The organism is Agarivorans sp. DSG3-1, from assembly GCF_046774965.1.
In the GTDB taxonomy this organism is placed as follows: Bacteria; Pseudomonadota; Gammaproteobacteria; order Enterobacterales; family Celerinatantimonadaceae; genus Agarivorans.
Genome location: NZ_CP177241.1, coordinates 2794199 through 2813773 on the forward strand (window position 1 = coordinate 2794199; position 19575 = coordinate 2813773).

Here is a 19575-nt window from a genome sequence, read left to right on the forward strand (position 1 = left end):
AAGATTGTAGTGATTGAGTTCTCAGTTTCATTATTAAAATAGATAAATAAAAATTTCTGCAGATAGGTTAACAAAAGATAAAATTGGTAATCCAATTATGTTCTTTTTGTTGATGAGTGGTGTTAGCTTTGCGTTGAATTTAACCAAAGGAGAGTCATTCATGTCTATGATTGCGCATAAAAATTGGAATACATCTTTGTCACCTCGTTGCCTATTTAAGCCCAGCTCAATTGCCTTGATGGCGGGTTTAGCACTTAGTCATGGAGTGAGCGCAGCAAACTTTACGGCAAATAGCGCATCTCAGTTATCAGCACGGTTAGCTGATGCCGCCAATAATGGACCTGGTGTTGACGTTATTACCATTCAAGGCAGCATATTTACTGGCCAACAGATTGATGTACAAACACCGGTGATAATTCAAGGTGATTCAGGCTTTCGAGTGAGCAGGGTGATAAGAACGTCTACAGACGGTTTCCAGCCTTTGTTTAATATTCAAAGCCCTAACGTAACCATTCGCAACTTGCTGCTGATTGACCAAAATGGTCAAAATACCAATACACAAGTAGCTGCAGAGGCCGGTAACGATCATTCAAATGCGCGACTAATAAATATTCCTTACGAAGATGCTTACCAGCAAATTACTAATATCACCATTGAGAACAATACCTTTGAAAACACACCTGTGGGTATCGCATCTTCAGGTTTGATCCCTCACAACCTCACCATTAGTAACAACGATTTTATAAAAGTGAATCGCAGCGTGGAACTGCTTCGCGATGTTGGTCGTGTTTACAATGTATGGAATGTGAATGCTGATAACGTGGTGCTAAACGGCGGCACATTAAACATTTCTAATAACCGTATTCGTGGTAATCGAGTGCGTTTGGGGATCTCTGTAGATGCCGGTAACGACGGTGTGTACGTGCCACCAAGTTTTACCAATATTCCTTTCTTTGATGCAGCTGCTCGTGCTCAGTTTAGTGATAAACCAGTGGTATTTGCTAACGGATCTCAGGTTAACTCCAACATAGTGGAAGGGGCTAATGAGTTTGGTATTGCGCTGGCTACAGTGGCTAATTTAAGTGTGTCTGGTAACACCGTTAGCACCACTGAAGATGATATTAATTCTTCAGCAGATATCGAAAATAACTTTACCGCTGGCATTAACGTAGAGCATAATGCTGCCAATATTGTTGTTGACAGTAATACCATTACGGTGGGTGCGTCGGGTAACTTTGCCACTGGAATTAATGTATTGTCTTTTCAAGACCATCACGCACCGTTAAATCACGCACAAGCCAGTCAAAACATTACCTTGGTAAGAAATATCTTTAAGGGCACTGGTGAGAACACCATCTTAGGTTTTGGTTTTTCTAACTTGGTGATTCAAGATAATGATGCGTCGCAATTTACCACGCGTAATCCTTATCAAGTTACCGCCTCATTTTACAATGTGCCTTGTGGCTTAAGCACAAGTACTGCACGTGGTACTAATACTAATATTCGCTACAACCAAAGTGCGTTTAACGGCACTGGTAATGCGCCGCAGTATTACGATAAAAACGGCAATGTTGTATCTGGTTACACCTGCCAATAGTGGCTAAGCAAATAGCTAACTAATTGAATAGGCGTGTCGCTAAATAACAATAAAGAGCAGTAGCTAGCTACTGCTCTTTTGCTGGGGTGGGGCTAATCTTGACGGCTCATTAATCGAATATCGTCAAAGTAACCTTCGCTAGCGCCATTCGGTGCTGCCGAGTAAGTTAAGCTAAATTCGTCAATTCGCACTTCCACTTCGTTGTCAGTAAATTGCTGGTGAGCATAAATTTCAGCCTCGCTGTAAGTGCTGGTATCTAGTGTCATGTAAGCAAACACTTCTAGGCTGGTATTGGCTGCAGAGTTAACACTTAAACTCACCTGCTTAAAGCAGCTTTTTACATCGCCTTTTGGTGCATCATTAAGATCTTTTACATGAGCGAAAGCTTCAGCAACAATGTCGCCAGATGAATCTTTAAGCCCGTAATGTAATGTACTTAATGAGTTATCACCTTTGTTATCACAGTAATAAAGTGAATAGCGTAAATCTGTATTTTGCGGAATATTCGCCACCATTTGCGATAAACCAGGGGTAGCGGCAAAGTTGTGATTAGTGCCGCTTTTCTTAAAGCGGATCCGTGCCGAGCCACTGCTAGCAGAACCGCTATCACTAAAGGCGGTATCGCCTGAGCTGCCTACATCGCCTAAGCCTGCGCTGTCACCCTCATTTTGTAGCCAAACCGTACTTGAGCCACTGTTGCTGCGAAACTCACCTAAGTGACCGTCTGCTAGTTCGGTATCGGTGGTAATTTGCTCGGGCAAACTTAAGCTTATATCTGCTTCGGTTACGCTGCCAGAGTTAAACTCGGCGCTTACCCACTGATATTTACTGCTAGAAGCAACACCCGAGTGCTTGACCAAATCGCCCAAGGCAAGTTGATAACTGCCTTTAACAAAGGCCGATATTACATAAGGCGTATTGGCCGTAAGTGAAACAGTTTGGCTTAGGCGACTAGTGCCACTCACCTTAGCGCTGGCGTTACGCGAAAAGGCCTCACTGCCATTCACTAACTCTGCGCCGCTGTTGTTCCAAGTTGTTAAACCATCATCAAAGGCGGGATTATTAATGCTGGTCTCAAGCATGGTGGCTTTTGGTTTGCTCAAACGGTAGCTACTTGGGCCTACGTCTTCATAACTCAACGGTGTTAAGGCAATGCTGCTAGACAGTGCTTCGTCGGCGCCCACGCTGCTAATGGTTGAGCGTATTTGACCATCCATATCTAGGCTAACATTGGCAAAATCTGCTTTGTTGTAGTCACTTACCGCATCCAAATTAGGGGAGCTAGCAGAAGGACGATATAAATCATCTTCGCCTTTTTCCAAGTTGGCGCTGTAAAACTCAATGCCTGCTGTGCCTAATGCTACGGCATCATCATCGGCAAAAGATTGGCCGTAAAAGATATTTCCTACCACGTTAGAATCGGGCAACATGCCGCGCTCAGCTTGGGTGATTACCGGCCCAATGGCGTGGTCTATCAAGTTGTTAGCTAAGTAAATATTCTTTGGCTGCTGAGGTTTACCCCCACCATCAATATTTAAGCTATTTACACTGTCTACAATGGTGTTGTTGGCAACGTGCACGTTTTCCACTTGCTGATAGCCGTTGTCGCCATCTCCCGCGCCATCATAACCAAGCAAAACAATGCCACCATGATGGCTGGTATCTTGATAACGCGCTCCCTCAATGTAGTTATTCACTACCGAGTGGCCGTCGTCAGCAATACGAATTCCCCCAGCAAGCGGGTAATCTTCACTAAGAATAAAGTTGTGTTCAATTTTGTTGCTGTTGCCATGGCGATTGGTGAGCGAGCCATAGCTATTGCGAATGGTATTGTAAGCAATAAGGTTGTTAGAGCCTTTGTTAGAGATAACCTCGGCTTCGCCTTGAATACGTTCAAACACGTTTCGTACAATAAAAGAATCACCTGGGTAATGGTGGGTAAAGCTTAAACCGGTGCGAATAGCTTCATAATCGTTGTCGCTACTTCCCGCATACATCTTGTTGTTGGCGGGCGGGCGATTAGCAATGTAGTTGTTATACACCACAATGCCTTGAGCAAGTTCGGCCAGTTTAGTGGCTTCATCCCAAGCATCATCTACCCAACGGTTAAACGAAATCATAGGGTTCGCCACGGTTTTACCGCTAATCACGCTATGATCAAGCCATACATCTTTGCCATAAATATGTACCAAAATGCCATAGTCATCTTGCGCCTTAGCATCAACAATGGTGATTTCGCTAATTCGGCAATGGCTACATAAATCGTTAGTACCAAAACGGGTGGCAATGAGGTTGCTGCCATATTCCACCCCATCAAAAATTAGGCCTTGTAGCTGGGTGTAAGTGCCGCCCATATTAATACCCACTTCACCGCCTTTTAAAATCGCTTTACCGGGGTTTTGCGCAGCAATGGTAATGGGCTGTTCTAGTGTGCCAGCGCCGCCAAAGCTAAATGTAAAATCACCACTGTATTCGCCGTCGGCTAAGCAAAGGGTAGTACCAGCTTCCATTTCTTTTGAGGTGGCATCTACTAGCGCCGATGTTGAATCAAATACTTGGCTACATGAAATATCTGGCACCGTGAGTACAGCTTCAGGTAAACCAAAGCTCGGTTCTAGAACGGTAGGATCTGGCGCAGAAGGATCGGGCTCAGTGGGTGGGTCTATCACCGCCGGCGGATCAACAGGGGCACTTGGCGTAGCAGGGGAATCGGTGCTGCTATTACATCCTACAAGAATTAAACCCAGAACAACGGATAAGCACTTTCTAGGGTACATAGAATCTCCTTTTCTTTGTTTAGTGTTAGTTGAGCAGAAAATAAGCTACCAATATCTTACTCAATAAATAGCAATTAAAAGTGATCGTATTAATATAATTTAATAATACATATAAATAATTTGTGAGCTTGGTTCAGATACAGGCCTTAAGCATGAAAGGCCTAACTATGCCGATAGCACCATTGAGGGACTTACCTAATAATCATACAAAAATGATGGGCTTAGCTTGGATTAAGCAAAAGCGGGGGGAGTGTGGGCTTTACGTTAAACAAACAGTGACTACTAACGCATGCAATTAAAACTTCAATCAGTTAACTTGCCACCTTTGAGCACTGCTAGTTGTTCGAGTACATCTATAGTGACTAGAATTAGGGTTTTTAGTAGGCAATATGTCTGATGCTATTTGTTACCGTTTAGCATCAAATAGCATTACTCGCTTAGAGGTCATGCATTGCAGCCATCATCCTTTGGTGACTCGATGCCTTAGCATTCACTGGGCGTAGTCGGTATTATTATTACCGACTTATCGTTAAGCCATCACTGTATTAACTCGCCAGCTAAAGCACGCTGTGTTGCTGCTTTTGGTTTAGTTGGTTAAGCGTAGATTTTTACTAGCTATAACGTGCGTCTAAGGTTTTAAGTGAGCGTAAAAATAGCCCTAAACCACCCACAGCAAGAACCAAAATAACGATAAGATCAAAAGAGCTCATGGTGCGCATGCTAAAGCGAACACTAGATATAACGCCAAATAACAGTGCAGCAAGAGAGCCTATAGACAGTACCCAACCTAAGATGTTTTTCGAATTGTAAAAAATTAAGCCCACACCAAAAATAAAGGGGATCATAACGGTACCACTGGTGACACTAAATCCACCTAAGGCGCTAAAGTTATATAATCTCGATCCCATACCAAAGTTAGACGTAACCGAAATGGCGTTTAGCAGCATGTAGAAACCACCGCACATCATGACTAAACCAATAAAAAAGTGCCCAATGCCACCAGAACTTCCACCTGCGCCTTTCATTTATATAGAACCTTGTTGTGTAACTATTTGATGTGGGTTTTATCATTAAACGTATGTAAAAGTACAGCTCCCCATAACGTTTAATACCTTGTTATCTATGATTTATTCGCTCGGCAATCGAGAGGCTACGGCCGCTTACGGGGCGTTCTCTCAGCTAACTAGCCAAACACCTATTGAATATATTGGTGGCAATAAAATCAGTTTGACGAAACTGCGTGACAAGAGAACGGTTGGGGTAAGGTTTGCACTGGCGTTCTTAAACGCTTTTGAACAAAAGGGCTCTACAACTTAAGCCTTGCTGAGGGCTGCTCCATTTTACCCCTTGGAGTAGCTTATTAGCTGGTTTGTATTTATAAACCGTGTGCCGAAATGGCAACTCTTCAATCTCGACCTGAACGAATTTTGTAAGCATCCGTCTCAGATTTAGCCACATCTTTTGCAAAGTCATCTAGCACCGACTGGGGTGTTTCATTCTCGTCATAAACAAAATAGCGAACTGCAATCATGATAATTACAAAAAACTCACTCACCATTAAAATCCCTGGCAGCAAACCTCCAATCTCAAGTTTTAACAGCACATAAGCAATGATTAGTACTACAAAGTTAATCGCTAATAGGGTAAATCCTTTCTTCTTATGTGTAGTCATAAGATCCCTCTTATCTGTCATTTTATAAAAATCAGAATAACATTTTTTACTCGCATTACTATTTAAATAATAAATAAATCAATAATGGTTTATGAAAGCTAGAGCTGCAACTTGAATGCGAACATCACAGTATTGATACTCACCCAAAAGGTAGACGTGCAAAGGGTAAATAGACTTGTCGGGAGTGTTCTGAGGGCAGCTGTAATATGTATAGGGATATAAATCAGTCAACAATTCTGTAGACTTGGAGTCGGACATAAGCGTGTTAAGCTTTGATGATGTAACGCCCACATTAAGCGGACAAAAATTGTTGGCTAAACTTGTTGAGGAACGAAACATAGCCAACTGTTTTTGTTCCGCTTAAATTGACTTGTTAGCTAGCAATTTCTACAAACTTAAACTCTCGTGACATTCCAATATAGGTATCGAATACAGTCATATTAGGGAAAGCACGAGCTAGCTCGATAAGTTTATCTCGATCAGAATCTGAGACCAGAGGGCCTAAGTATAAATTCCCAAACTCCTCTACAGCTAAAGGATAATCTGAAATAGTACCACTGTCAGATAAACGCATTGAAGTAGAAACACGCCATTCATCTTCATATTTCCAATCTGGAGATTTAGTATAAGTGGCTAATTCTATTATTTGTTCAATTGAACGCTGTTGAGGCATAAATATAAAATTAGCCCAGCCTTCAGCTGTATAAACATCAGGCTTCTTTTCTGGGTATCGAATTTTTTTTGCTGCTAACCATGCACTATCAAGTGAGTCATTACAGACAACTTCAAGCACAACCCCTTTATATTTATCTGCATAATGAAACCACATTGATGCTTTATCATGGTACTCACTTAAACAAAGAATTCGAAGTTCAGGAATAAGCTTTCGCCATTTTTCTTGAAACTCCTCCAAAGCAGGGCTGGATTCTTTCGCTTGATTAAGTTCATCAATTAAGCCGTTAACTAACTCGTCTTCAAGTTTTCTATCACCAGCTTTTTTGACAGCATTAATTATAACTTGAACTTTACTGGGAAGGTCATCTATTCGCTCAGGAGGGTTACGGATTAGTTGAATAAACTTATCAACTATTGCGCATTGTATCTCTTTGGGCGTAACATCAAAGGCTAACTCTCTTGGTACATCAAAAGGATCATTAAATTCAACAGGAGAACTCCACCTAAGAGTTTTATTTTGTAATACTATCTTTGCAGTAGATGCCGGCATGTATTTATAGAAACTTTGCTTATTATGCTGTCTATTTTTTGATAACACGAATGCCTCCTTTGCTAGCTAACGCTAAGTAGGCCGCACATGCGGTCTATCCCATTCAATGAGCGCGCGCCCTATCACAAAAAACATGATCATAATCACGCTCTCTCATCAATTAATGATTTGATATTAACCCATTGTCTACCTTAGTTTTTTACTCGGAATCAATCAATCGTCGATCCAAAGCTTTCATTGATTGCTTTGACAAATGACGCAAACAAAACCAGGAGGGTTGTTCAAATGCACAGTTAAAAAGTGCGTAAACCTAGTAAGTGAGAGCATTGCCTATATATCTCGCGTTACAGGGTCGTAAATTGGATAAAAACCATTAGTTTTAATCGGGAAGGAGTTAATGATGGCAGCCTTGCTAACCCTAAGGTAAAACTCATTTAGGGGGGATGAGTGTGTTAGAAGCCGTTATTTGAGAGTGATGTGTTGTGCTTGAATCGAGAGCGGGTATTTACGCTTTGTTGTTGCTTAAACGGGCATAAAAAACCGCTAACCCAAAGGCTAGCGGTTGTTAATTAACTTGAGAATTTAGTCTAAGCTCATTAACTGTTTTTCGTATTCTTCGTGTGTTTTTTGCACAGAGGCTTCAGCACCACCAGTGGTTTTGCTCACGGCAACAATTGCAATGCTGGCTAAAATAAAGCCTGGAACAATTTCATAAATATCGAAAATGCCACCGCTAAGTTGCTTCCAAACTACTACTGTTACGCCACCTAATACTACACCGGCTAATGCGCCATTGCGGTTCATGTCTTTCCAGAACAGGCTTAACAATAAGGCGGGACCAAAGGCTGCACCAAACCCAGCCCAAGCGTAAGATACTAGGCCTAGCACTGAGCTTTCTGGGTTCATTGCTAACACCAGCGCTACAATGGATAACGCGACTACTGCTACGCGGCCTACTTTAACAATCTCTTGTTGGCTGGCTTGCGGGCGAAATACCTGCTTGTAAAAATCTTCTGCTAGGGCAGATGATGACACTAACAGTTGTGAATCGGCAGTACTCATAATGGCTGCTAGGATAGCGGCTAACAAAATACCGGCAATCACTGGGTGGAAGATAGCGTTTACCAACAACATGAAGATGGTTTCGCCATCTTTAATGCTGCCACCCAGTTGGGCATCTACGTAGGTAATGCCTACTAGGCCAATTAGCAGTGCGCCAGCCATTGATAAGGCTGTCCACGTTACTGCAATACGGCGAGCGGTGCCAATGTCTTTATTGCTGCGAGTGGCTTTAAAACGCGCCAAAATATGCGGTTGGCCAAAGTAGCCCAAACCCCATGCCACTAACGAGATAATAGCAATGGCAGATAAAGGCTCGCCTTTTACGTCTGTCCATAGATTAAGTAACTCTGGATTTTTTAGTTCTAGGGCTTGGCTTAAATCACCAAATGAACCTTCCATAGCGGCTATTGGCACTATCATTAGCGCTGCCGACATTAACAAGCCTTGCACTAAGTCTGTCCATGATACGGCTAAGAAACCACCAAAGAGGGTGTAAGACACCACACAAACAGTACCCACTATTACGGCGGTGGTGTAGTCCAAACCAAATACGGTTTCGAATAACTTGCCACCTGCTACTAAGCCGGAGCTTGTGTAGAACAAGAAGAACAGCAGGATGAAGAATGCTGAGATTGATTGCAGCAATTTTGATTTGTCTTCAAAACGGCGCGCAAAAAATTCAGGTATGGTGAGCGCATTGTCTACCACAATAGAGTAGGTGCGCAGGCGTTTGGCGCAAATCAGCCAGTTTAACCATGTTCCTATTAACAGACCGCCGGCTAACCAGAAGGCTTCAATGCCTGCGGCGTAGGCGTAACCCGGTAAACCTAGAAGTAACCAACCACTCATATCGGAGGCGCCAGCAGATAAGGCCGCTGGCCATGGGCCTAAAGAACGGCCACCCAAGAAGTAGTCTTCAGAGTTTGAGGTGCGTTTATAAGCGTAAATACCAATTGATAGCATAACGATGAGATAGGCTATAAATGTGGCACTGATAGCGAAGCTATTTTCAATCATTCCTTGTTCCTTTTATTGCTCAAATGAGCATTTGGGGCTTTATCGGTTATTATTCGCCGCTGCCTAGCTCTAGCAGACTAGCGTTACCACCAACGGCGGTAATATTTATGGTGCGTGTACGCTCTGTGATAAAGCGTAAACACAACTTTGAATCGCTCAACTGGCTAAAGTTAAGAGAATCTGTTTCGTAAATCAGCTGAGCTAATTGCCCATCGCGCTCTGCCAATATTTGGTTAAAGCGCTGGCAAGTTTCAGGTGCAGCGGCTAAGGCTACGCCCGCTAACTGTGGCTGTTTAGCTAAAGGCTCGCAGGCTTCTGCAAGCACTTGAGTAGCTACTCTGTCTGGGCAGCCTGCTCGTAGTAACTCACTAAGCAAGCTATCTAGCTCAATATGTGTGTTAGCTGCACTACAAATAACGGTATTGCCAGCGACCAAAGCGGCGCTAATTAAACCCACTAGTGCAGTGGTATTAGCGGCTTCGTCGGCAAATACTAAAAAGCTGCCACGGCCAACACAATACAACTGGTTGGTTTCACCAGTAGGCCCTTGCAACGTGTGGGTCTGCGCTATTGTTGCTAAGGCTTGTTGGCATTGAAAGCGGATCATAGCAACGCTTTCGGTAAACTTATTATCGCGCTGGTCTAACAATGTTGCCCAACGCTGAACAATAGCGACCCGTTGCTCCACACTTTGTTGTTGCCAAGTTTCTAATACCGCTAGGCTTTGGTTCAACTGATTCATATGCATAGTCATAGTCATGTTATTGCACCTCGCCGTTACTCGATGGAGTGACTTGCGCTTTTACAAAGCGATATAAGTAGTGTGGTCCACCGGCTTTAGGGCCAGTGCCAGATAAGCCTTGGCCACCAAAGGGTTGTACCCCCACCACTGCGCCTACTTGGTCTCGGTTGATGTAACAATTACCCACACGTGCGCGTTGTTCTATGTGCTGATAGGTGCTTTCATTACGACTATGCACCCCCAATGTTAAACCAAAACCACTTTGGTTTATTTGATCAATTACCCTATCAAGTTGATTTGATTGATATTTAATCACATGCAAAATAGGGCCGAAGTGCTCTTGGTTGAGCTGGTTAATATTTTCGATTTCAAATGCACAGGGGGCAACAAAGGTGCCTTGCTCACATTGCTTGGGTAGTTCGAGCTGGTAAATAAGCTGGGCATTTTTCTTTAGCCACGCAACATGGGTAAGTAATTTTTTTTGCGCGAGGGCATCGATGACTGGGCCAACATCGGTACTTAAGTGCTCGGGGCAAGCTACGCTAAGTTCTGCCATCGCTCCTTGAATCAATGTAATAATTCGGTCTGCAATATCTTGCTGCACATACAATACTCGCAGCGCTGAGCAGCGTTGGCCAGCAGACGCAAACGCGCTGCGAATAACATCACGTACTACTTGTTCGGGTAGGGCGGTGCTGTCGACTAACATGGCGTTTTGGCCACCGGTTTCGGCGATAAACGGCACTGGCAAGGCATCGCGTTTAGCCAGTTGTTTGTTAATGGCTTGCGCAGTTGGCGTTGAGCCGGTGAAGGCTACGCCAGCAATGCGTGGGTCACTGCTTAAGCTCTCGCCTAGTTCTGCACCACTGCCAATCACTAAACCAATGACCGAAGCCGGAATGCCCGTGTCTAATAAAAGCTCGATACATCGCGTTGCGATTAACGAGGTTTGCTCGGCGGGTTTGGCAACAACAGTATTGCCCGAGACAAGCGCTGCCGAGATTTGGCCAATAAAGATAGCCAATGGGAAGTTCCATGGGCTGATGCAGACAAATACTCCACGACCCTGATACGCCACATGTTGAGTGTGACCATTAAAGCCTGTTTGCTCGCAGGCTTGGCTAAAATTGGCGACTGCTTGTTGTGGGTAGTAACGTAAAAAGTCTACTGCCTCGCGAATTTCGTCGATGCTGTCTAATACGGTTTTGCCTGCTTCTCGATGACATAAAGCCACCAGCTCAGCCATGTTTTGCTCTAGCTTGTCAGCCAAGCAAAGCAGAAAAGCAGCACGCTGTTTAACCGGTGTATCTCGCCAGCTAGCAAACGCTTGTTGGCCGGCACTAATGGCTTGTTCTGCTTGTTCATTGCTCGCCCACATTACCCTGCCAACATGTTGCTGGCGATGGTAAGGTGCGGTAATTTGTTTGGCTTTGCCAGGCTGCTTTTCGCCATTAATTATCGATTGCGCCTGCCATGTATAGTCACCTAAAAAGGCGCTTACTTGGCGTTCAAAGGGTAGCCATTCACTTTCAATATCGGTGGCTACACCGCTCGAGTTTTGGCGTTGCTCGCCAAACAACTGTGGAGGCTTAACAATTCTAGGGTTATGCAAACAGCTACGTGAGCGTAACAAATTCACTGGGTGAATGGTTAGATCCGCTACTGGGCATCGCGCATCGACTAAACGGTGTACAAAGGAACTGTTCGCGCCATTTTCCAATAAACGCCTCACTAAATATGGCAGCAGATCTTTATGGCTACCCACGGGGGCGTAGATACGTACATCGCTAGCCAGTAAGTTTTTAGCATGGTTGTACAAGGCATCTCCCATACCGTGCAAACGTTGAAATTCAAACTCTTTATGGCTAGCCATTGCTGATATGGCGGCAATGGTTTGTGCGTTATGGCTAGCAAACTGCGGAAAAATTAAGCCGCGTAAGTGCTCGCTAAGCAGCAAGCGAGCGCAGGCTAAATAGCTAACGTCGGTGGCTTCTTTGCGGGTATACACGGGGTAGCCATGATGACCATGTTGCTGAGCAAGTTTTAGTTCGGTATCCCAATAAGCGCCTTTAACCAAACGCGTCGGAATAACATCACCCTGTTTTTTAGCCAAACCTGCAAGCCACGCTATTACTGGCAATGCTCGTTTAGAATAGGTTTGCACGACCAGCCCAAATTTACCCCAGCCGCGCATGGCGGGATCTTGATACAGCTTGGCAAAAAGCTTGAGTGATATTTCTAAGCGGTCGGCTTCTTCAGCGTCGATGGTGATAGCCACTTCTTGTTCACGAGCATGCACAAGCAGGGCTAACACGCTGCTAAACATTTCGTTCATTACCCGGGTTTGATTGGCGGCTTCGTAACGCGGGTGCAATGCCGATAATTTAATCGATACAGAAGGGGCTGGAGCCGAATGCGTATTAGCTTGTTGGCTTTGGGCTACTTGGCTAATGGCTTGGTAATAATCGTTAGCGTATTTGCTGGCATCTTCTGCGGTAAGTGCAGATTCTCCCAACATATCAAAAGAGTAGCTAAAGCCTTGGCTGCTTGGCTCGTCACCATTTTTTAGCGCTTCTTGAATGTTCCTGCCCAGCACAAATTGGTGGCCCATAATTTTCATGGCTTGGTGCATGGCTTGGCGAATGACTGGCTCAGAGAACTTGTTCACTAATCGGTTGAGTATGCTACTGGGTTGGCCGTTAGCGGGTTCATCTAAACTGACTACTTTGCCAGTGAGCATTAAGCCCCAGGTAGAGGCATTTACAAATAATGAGTCTGAATTCTTAAGGTGAGACTTCCAATCGGCCACGCTCATTTTATCGCGAATTAGCGCGTCGGCAGTGGCTGCATCGGGTACTCGCATGAGCGCTTCGGCTAAACACATTAACAATATGCCTTCGCGGGTATCTAGGCTGTACTCCAGCAACAAGGCGTCAATCATTTGCACCGCTTTTTTATCGGCGCGTACTCGCTCGATTAATTGAGTGGCTAGCACGGTGCTGGTGCTTAATTCGGTTTCGCTGGGTTGGGCGATAGGCAGTAATTGCCTTAACCAAGTGGATTCATCTACCGAATACAAAGGAGAAATATGCTGCCACAGCTGATCTACGGGTTGGTCGATAAATGAAGCGTGTAGCATTTTTTGAGCATCTAGGTGCGTTGAATTCAGCATGCTATGTCCTCGTATTGCCAACCTCTGCGAGGGGACAGAGGATGTTACGGCTTTGTTATTGAGCGACTGATTGTAGAGTGCTTTTTGCCTTGGGTATTTCGAAAAACTCCGAGATTTTTTAGAAAAACTCCGCTGATTAACAAACGTTGAACTGAAGTGTTAACAAATCCAAAGACTATTGCTGGCAGCTTTTAGCATTAAGTGTAGTAACGGCAAGCAATGATTAAAAACTCTATGAGCTAATTAATGATGTTGGCGACGATAGCGCGCGGGAGATTGACCGAAAAAAGTGCCAAATGCACTGGTAAAGCTGCTTTGACTGGCAAAGCCGCAACTATCGGAAATTTGCTGCAGGCTTAGGGTAATATCGGCCAATAGCTGTTTGGCCAATTCGAAGCGTTTACGCAATACATATTGGTGAGGAGTAATACCATTTTGTTGGCGGAACCGCTGGTAGAATTGGCTTTCTGCCAAGTAAACGCAGCCCGCGAGCTGAGCTACGCTAATTTTTTGATGTAAATGCTGTTGAATGTAACGGTCAACAATATCCATTTGTAAACGGGCGCCACGCTGCTGATGGTTATTCGCTAGGCTTAGTTGATTTTGCAGTACGCAGACTAAAGTATTGGCGCAAGCCTCGCCGAGTAACAAGTCTTGTGGTTGGCTAACAATTTCATGGCACAGGGCAGCAATCAGTACTTGAGATTGATTGGATAGCTGAAAATAGGCTTTGCGTTCAAATAGCTGGCAAACTTTATCTTGATAGTTTTGCTGTGGGTTTGCGTGCTGTTGATGTGACGGCAGATTTACCACTAATATCTGATTGCGACCTAAGCCGGTAAAGGCGTGGTCTGTTGCTACCGGCACTAAGCAGCCTTGCCCAGGGCCCACTAAATTACCTTGGCCCTGAATGTCGAATTCAGTCTGTCCTTGCAGCCCAATCACTACTTGGTAGTAGCTGTGGCTGTGATGGTGTGACTGGCTGGGGAGGGCCAGCACTTGCGCTAAGCTAGATGATTCATTCATATCTGTCTGTTTAACAAAGTGATATTAGTTATAAATGACTACTTAGTCATTCAAGATGAAGTCTTGAGCTGTTTACTGACTAAAAGATAGTGAATTAGTTTGTTTGGTGTGTCAATTATGTTAATGAATATGTGGGGGGGATTTCTCGAGCACTCAAATAAACGCCAACTGAAAAAGAAAAAAGCAGATTATTTGCTAGGCTTATCAATAACTCATCGCAGTGTTTATTGAGAAAGGAAGCCAGCTAAATGAGGTATGCGTTAAGCCTATTGTTTCGAAATCGGTCAGCAATCGATGTATTGCTCTCTTCTACATTTATAAACTTACTCTCGCTCGCTTTGCCTTTTGCCATGTTGCAGATTTACGACCGCATATTACCTAACCAAGGCTACGGCACGGCTACGGTTCTTATGCTCGGTGTGGCGGTGGCTATTTTGCTAGAGCTAGTGTTGCGATATATACGTAGCTGGTTATTGGCTTCTGCAGCCGCTAATTTTGAGTTGCATACCACTATTGATGCGGTGAAAGCTCTACTCGCTAGCAGTTTTGAACCTATCGCGAAACTTGGCAGGGGCGGGGTATTTAATGGCTTAAGTTCAATAGCAGGTATGCGAGACCTATATTCTGGTCAAGCGGCCTTAGCCCTGATTGATTTCCCATTTGTTGTTATTTTCTTAGCTTTAGTGGCTTACATTGGTGGGCCCTTAGTTTTTATTCCGATTGCCGTATGGGGATTAATTAGCTTACTTGTATTGCTGCTTGGCAAGCAGCTAGCCCAAGCCACTAAAGATTTAGCGCTTAGCGAGGCTGAACGATCACGATTATTGATTAACGTATTGTCTGGGCTAACCTCCACTAAAGCCTTAGCTCTAGAAAGTGGCATTGCCGCAAATTACCGAAAAATTAACTATAAGCGTTTGCAACAACAACAGCGGGTTGATTGGTTATCAGCCAAGCTGCAAGAGTTTATTCAAGGTGCCTCTCAGGGAACTACCTTAGTATTGGTATTGTTGGGGTGTTTAATGGTGTTAGATGGACAGTTAACCACTGGTGGCTTGGCGGCTTGTTCTATCTTAGCGGGTCGAGCGGTTGCTCCTTTAAGCGCCATTATTAGCCTCCGCTCTCGAATGGTTACCGCCAAGTCTGCGATGCAACAAGTAAAGCAGTTGACAAGTTTAGAGGGAGAGCGCTTTAGCGCCGAACATTGCTATCAGCAAAAGTTACCAGCAGGGCCCATTGAATACAGCCATCTAAGTGTTAAAACTTCGGTGGCCTGTATTGAAAACGCGAGTTTTAGCCTGCCCGCTGGCAGCATGGTGGTAGTGCAATCTAATCCTCTTAGCCATGCCAGTTTGGTATTAAGTACGCTGGCTGGCTTTCATCAGTTGCAACAAGGCAGCATTAATATTGCTGGTGTTGAACTTGGCCTGCATGACGCAAATGAGTATCGCCAATCCGTGGTGTATTTAGCGCCGTGGCCTACCTTGTTTGCTGGCAGTTTGATGGAAAACATGACCTTGTTTCGGCCTGAATTAGAAGCCAATGCCATGGTGTTAGCAGAAGAGTTGGGTTTGAGTGCTGCCATTTCCTTGTTACCAGCCGGTTATCAAACCCGCGTTGGAGACAGTGGTAACCAAATGCTTAACAAGGGAGCGATTAAGCTTATCGCTCTGGTACGCGCGTTAGCGCAGCAACCTTCGATATTGCTGCTAGACGAGCCTATGTTGTCTCTAGATGCTGATGCTCAGCAGCGTTTACTGGCCTTGCTAAGCAAGCAAGGCGATGACATGACGGTGATGATCGCTTCGCATTTTGAAGAAGTAAAAGCCCATTGCGACATACAACTGCAAATTGCAGAAGATGGCTTAGTCAAGCTGTTAAAACAACAGAGGGGGGCTTAACATGGAGCAGCAAAATCCTGATTTAAAACCCACCTTAATTAGTTTGTTGCAGCAACTTGGTTTGTACTCTCAAGCAACCAATATAGAACAAGACCAGCGCATAGATTCGCTAGATGTTATGGGCTTTGTGGGGCTGCTTAAAAAACACCATATTGCCTATTCGGTGCATCGTCACTTGCCTTCCTTAGTTTCTCAAGCGGCTCATCCTTTTGTACTGATATCTGATCATCATGCTCCTAAGTTGTTGCGTCGCCATGGTGAGCAACTGGAACAGTTTGAGCAGCAGTGGCAAGCCTGTGACCCCGCAACTATCGGTGAAGACGCGCATCTAATTATGATTGAGCGCTTGCCTCAGCAGGGATCTTCTGCGAAAGCTTTTGCCGAGCAAGTGAGCAAGCGAAGTAAATGGTATCGGCCGGTATTTTGGCTCAGTTTATTGTCTAGCTTGACGGGATTAGCCGTGCCGCTATTTACAATGGCAGTTTATGACCGTGTAATTGGCGGTCAAACACCTGAGGTATTGCCCAGTATTGCTTTAGGTGCGGCATTGGCCTTAAGCATTTTAGTTGCATCTCGCTTGATTAGAGCAAGAGTGATGTCCTCAGCGAGTAATCGCATGGCGAGAGATTTGTCTGAACTTACCTTTCACCGTTTGCTGAACATGCCGTTAATGGTGTTATCGCGAGTGGGCATTGCCAATCATGTGGCGCGTATGCGTAATGCAGAAAAAGTTCGCACTGTGTTATCTGGTCCTGCTGCAGGTGGCTTAATCGATTTACCTTTTACCTTCATCGCCTTAGCGACCATTACTTTGTTAAGTGGTTGGTTGGTGCTGGTTCCACTGCTGATGTTACTGGTGTTTTACCTACTTATGCGATTAATGCGCAGCTACATTCAAAGCGCTTCTCCTACGGTATCTGGTGAGTATCAAAATGCGCTTAACGAGTTGGCTAAAAATCTCACCCAATTAAAAGCGGCCGGGCAAGTCGATGCTTGGACCACTAAGTTTGCCCGTTTATGTCGTGAGAATAGCCGGCAGAACTTTCGTTATGCGGCGCGCAATGGGCTAATGGCTGCCGTTGCTCATGCTTTAAGTCTATCCACTGCCTTGGTCACTGTTTTCTGTGGCATTTTTTTGGTGCTTAACCAGTCAATATCTGCTGGGGCGTTGATTGCCTGTGTCATGCTGATTTGGCGAATTACCGGCCCAGCGCAACTAGCGTTTAGCTCCACCCAAAAGTTCACCTTGCTAAAGGGGGCCGCTGAGCAGTTTGACCGATTTATGCAGGTGAAAACCGAAAATAGCGAACTGCGTTTAGATGTACCCGATATGAGCTGCGCACCTAGTGTGTCTTTTCAACATTTAACCTTGCGTTATGGAGCCGAAATGGAGCCGGCATTATCGGCCGTTAATGCTGAAATAGAAGCTGGAGAAATAGTAGCAGTCATTGGCCCTAATGGCTGTGGTAAAACCTCATTGTTGCTATCAGCTTTAGGGGTAATTGAACCTCAAGCCGGTTATGTAGCAATAAACAACAAAAACATTCGCCAGTACGATCCGGAGCTATTGCGCTCATGGGCGGCTTATTGCCCGGCAGAGCCAGATTTATTTCCGGGCACTTTGGCTGAAAACCTACGAGTAGCAAATCCTGATGCCAGTGATGAACAATTAATTGATGCGTTGTTGGCTGCTGGTGGGCAAGCGTTATTTAGCGCGTTAAATGAACAGTTAGATACGCCAATTGCTGGTGATGACAGTGCCATGCTATCGGCGGTAGAAGGTGGCTACATTTCTTTAGCAAGAGCACTACTAAAAGGGGCTCAGTACTTGCTGTTAGACGAGCCTTTAGCAAACCGAAATCCAGATGCTAAACGCCAATTTATTCGCACCTTAGAAAGCTTGCGAGGCAAAGCCACAATTATCTTCACCAGCCATGATCAAGAGCTCATTCAACTAGCCGACAAGGTAATAATTTTAGACAAAGGTACAGCCGCTTATGTTGGACCTATTCCTTCACAGCAGCCTCAAACCAACAGTGATACGGAGCAGTAAATATGGAACAGCATCAATTGTCTAATCGTATTTGGCCAGAACATGAATTTACTGATGCCATTGAAGCCCCCGCGGAGAGAACGCTGATTAGGCGTATTGCGTGGTTTATCGCGTTGTCAGTATTGGGAATGCTGTTGTGGTCAATTTTTACCACTGTGGAAGAAATTGCTAAAGCCAAAGGGCAGGTGGTGCCACTGGGTCACAGGCAAGTTATTCAAAGCCAGCTAGGTGGAACTTTAGCTTCTGTGAGTGTAGAGGAAGGTGACGTGGTTAAGCAGGGCGATGTACTTGCAAATTTTGTGGCCATTGATAGCCAGTCTTTAGAGGAAGAATTAGCCAGCAAACAAGCTAATTTGGAATTACGTATTGAGCGTTATAACGCCTTTGTTGAGCAGCGCCAAGCAGACTTCTCGGCATTTGAAGCGGAGTATTCTAAATTAGTGGCGCAGCATGTTTCAGCACTTAAAAGGATGAATGCTGAGTTAGCCGCCACTTCAGCATTAACAGAATCGGAGATAGCTAAAGCTAAAGCAGAGTTGGCTGCGGTAGAGAATGAAGTGCCAGCACTAAGTGACCAAATATCGGCCTCTCGTAAAACCATCAACATGATGAAATCGCCGGGCGGTATTCAGGTGGTGTCTAAACTACAGGTACTTGAAGCTCAACAAAAGCTCGACTCTTACATAAGAGAGCTAAAATCTTTAGAGGGTAAAGAACAAGTTTTAAGTAAAAGCTTAACCAATCTAAGTAAGCAACTAGATCAGAAAAATGCGGCTTTGTTCAATCAAGTAGGCGAAAAACGGGCTGAGGCTCAAGCCGAACTGTTAGGGGTTGAGGCGCGTTTAAAATCTTCCGGTTCACAAGTTTCTCAAACTACTGTTTTGGCGCCGGTTGATGGGATTGTGCAATCTATTCCGACTACCTCCTCAGGCAGCGTAATTGCACCAGGGGGAACTGTCGCAGTAATTGTTCCTACTACCAAGGAAGCGCTAATTGAAGCCAAACTATCTCCACGTGATATTGGTTTTGTTACAGAAGGTCAACGAGCAAGAATAAAAATAGACGCCTTTGATTACAGCCGTTATGGGGCCTTAGACGGAATTGTTCAACGGATTTCTCCTTCGACCGACACTGATGAGAAAGGAGGTGTTTTCTATAAGGTGAAAATCAGCATTGAGAGACCGTTTTTTAACAATGATCCCGAGCGCTTTGGCTTAATTCCTGGGATGACCGGAGAAGTAGATATTGTGACTGGTGATAAAACGGTATTTCAATACTTATGGAAACCGGTATTTACCAACATAACCACTGCCTTTGGCGAACGGTAAGGG

At 44.6% G+C, this 19575-nt stretch carries 12 protein-coding genes; 4 read left to right on the forward strand and 8 right to left on the reverse strand.

Annotated features, from left to right (window positions below; genetic code table 11):
• Positions 1-160: 160 nt before the first annotated feature.
• On the forward strand, positions 161-1597 hold the full coding sequence (locus ACLD71_RS13090; protein ID WP_411990970.1) for a hypothetical protein: 1437 nt from the start codon (positions 161-163) through the stop codon (positions 1595-1597).
• 92 nt (positions 1598-1689) lie between these two features.
• Here the strand turns inward: ACLD71_RS13090 and ACLD71_RS13095 are convergent, their stop codons facing one another.
• The 8 genes from ACLD71_RS13095 to ACLD71_RS13130 all read right to left on the reverse strand — a co-directional run bounded on the left by ACLD71_RS13095 (position 1690) and on the right by ACLD71_RS13130 (position 14290).
• Positions 1690-4374 (reverse strand): polysaccharide lyase 6 family protein, encoded by a 2685-nt coding sequence (locus ACLD71_RS13095; protein ID WP_411990971.1) that lies wholly within the window; start codon positions 4372-4374, stop codon positions 1690-1692.
• A 611-nt stretch (positions 4375-4985) separates the two neighbouring features.
• The gene (locus ACLD71_RS13100) at positions 4986-5399 is read right to left on the reverse strand and encodes a hypothetical protein (protein WP_411990972.1); all 414 of its coding nucleotides are present in this window, start codon (positions 5397-5399) and stop codon (positions 4986-4988) included.
• A 380-nt stretch (positions 5400-5779) separates the two neighbouring features.
• Entirely contained in the window at positions 5780-6046 is a 267-nt protein-coding gene (locus ACLD71_RS13105; RefSeq protein ID WP_303516594.1) for a hypothetical protein, read from the reverse strand.
• Positions 6047-6419: 373 nt separating this feature from the next.
• Positions 6420-7319, reverse strand: coding sequence for a DUF2971 domain-containing protein (locus ACLD71_RS13110; RefSeq protein ID WP_411990973.1), 900 nt, complete (start codon positions 7317-7319; stop codon positions 6420-6422).
• Positions 7320-7853: 534 nt separating this feature from the next.
• Positions 7854-9350 carry a sodium/proline symporter PutP gene (putP, locus tag ACLD71_RS13115; protein ID WP_137672743.1) on the reverse strand — a complete coding sequence of 499 codons (1497 nt, stop codon included), beginning with the start codon at positions 9348-9350 and terminating at the stop codon, positions 7854-7856.
• Positions 9351-9399: 49 nt separating this feature from the next.
• The gene (locus tag ACLD71_RS13120; protein WP_411990974.1) at positions 9400-10110 is read right to left on the reverse strand and encodes a hypothetical protein; all 711 of its coding nucleotides are present in this window, start codon (positions 10108-10110) and stop codon (positions 9400-9402) included.
• 1 nt (position 10111) lies between these two features.
• Positions 10112-13264: a bifunctional proline dehydrogenase/L-glutamate gamma-semialdehyde dehydrogenase PutA gene (putA, locus tag ACLD71_RS13125; protein ID WP_411990975.1), complete on the reverse strand. Its 3153-nt coding sequence runs from the start codon at positions 13262-13264 to the stop codon at positions 10112-10114.
• A 243-nt stretch (positions 13265-13507) separates the two neighbouring features.
• The gene (locus ACLD71_RS13130; protein WP_137672746.1) at positions 13508-14290 is read right to left on the reverse strand and encodes a helix-turn-helix domain-containing protein; all 783 of its coding nucleotides are present in this window, start codon (positions 14288-14290) and stop codon (positions 13508-13510) included.
• A gap of 248 nt (positions 14291-14538) precedes the next feature.
• Between ACLD71_RS13130 and ACLD71_RS13135 the strand changes: the two genes are divergently transcribed.
• Genes ACLD71_RS13135 through ACLD71_RS13145 form a run of 3 tightly spaced genes read left to right on the forward strand, consistent with a single transcriptional unit; the run spans position 14539 to position 19572 of the window.
• Positions 14539-16191 (forward strand): ABC transporter transmembrane domain-containing protein, encoded by a 1653-nt coding sequence (locus ACLD71_RS13135; protein WP_137672747.1) that lies wholly within the window; start codon positions 14539-14541, stop codon positions 16189-16191.
• A gap of 1 nt (position 16192) precedes the next feature.
• Positions 16193-18244, forward strand: coding sequence for a peptidase domain-containing ABC transporter (locus ACLD71_RS13140; protein ID WP_137672748.1), 2052 nt, complete (start codon positions 16193-16195; stop codon positions 18242-18244).
• 2 nt (positions 18245-18246) lie between these two features.
• Positions 18247-19572 (forward strand): HlyD family type I secretion periplasmic adaptor subunit, encoded by a 1326-nt coding sequence (locus tag ACLD71_RS13145; protein WP_137672749.1) that lies wholly within the window; start codon positions 18247-18249, stop codon positions 19570-19572.
• Positions 19573-19575: the final 3 nt, after the last annotated feature.